Raw genomic sequence first — 372 nt, 5'->3', positions numbered from 1 at the left:
GGCCTCAATGGATCGCCGAGGGCCATACCGGCACGGCGATGCCCTTCACCTGGCCAACGCGCGGCCTGCGCGGCGACGTGCCGCCAAAGCGCATCGATGCCCTGCTCGGCTACTATTCCTTCGATGGCGGCGCCACCTTCGTCGAGGGCACATGGAAGGCGATCAAGTCATCCTATGACGTCGCGCTGACGGCGGCCGCCCTGGTCAAGGGCGGCGAGCGGACCGCCTTCGCGCTCTGCCGCCCGCCCGGCCACCACGCCGGCGCTGCCTTCATGGGCGGCTACTGCTTCATCAACAACGCCGCCGTCGTCGCGCAATGGTCCCGCGACCAGGGCGCAAGCCGTGTCTCGATCCTCGATATCGATTACCGCC

1 pseudogene is annotated in these 372 nt (G+C 68.5%); it reads left to right on the top strand.

From position 1 onward, the window contains the following. Positions 1–372: pseudogene (locus tag EN786_RS36390) on the top strand (histone deacetylase family protein); the annotation flags it as partial.

This window comes from Mesorhizobium sp. M4B.F.Ca.ET.143.01.1.1 (genome assembly GCF_004792275.1).
GTDB lineage: Bacteria > Pseudomonadota > Alphaproteobacteria > Rhizobiales > Rhizobiaceae > Mesorhizobium > Mesorhizobium abyssinicae.
The sequence above is the reverse complement of the archived record's forward strand: the minus strand, read 5'-3'. Positions and strand labels throughout refer to the sequence as shown.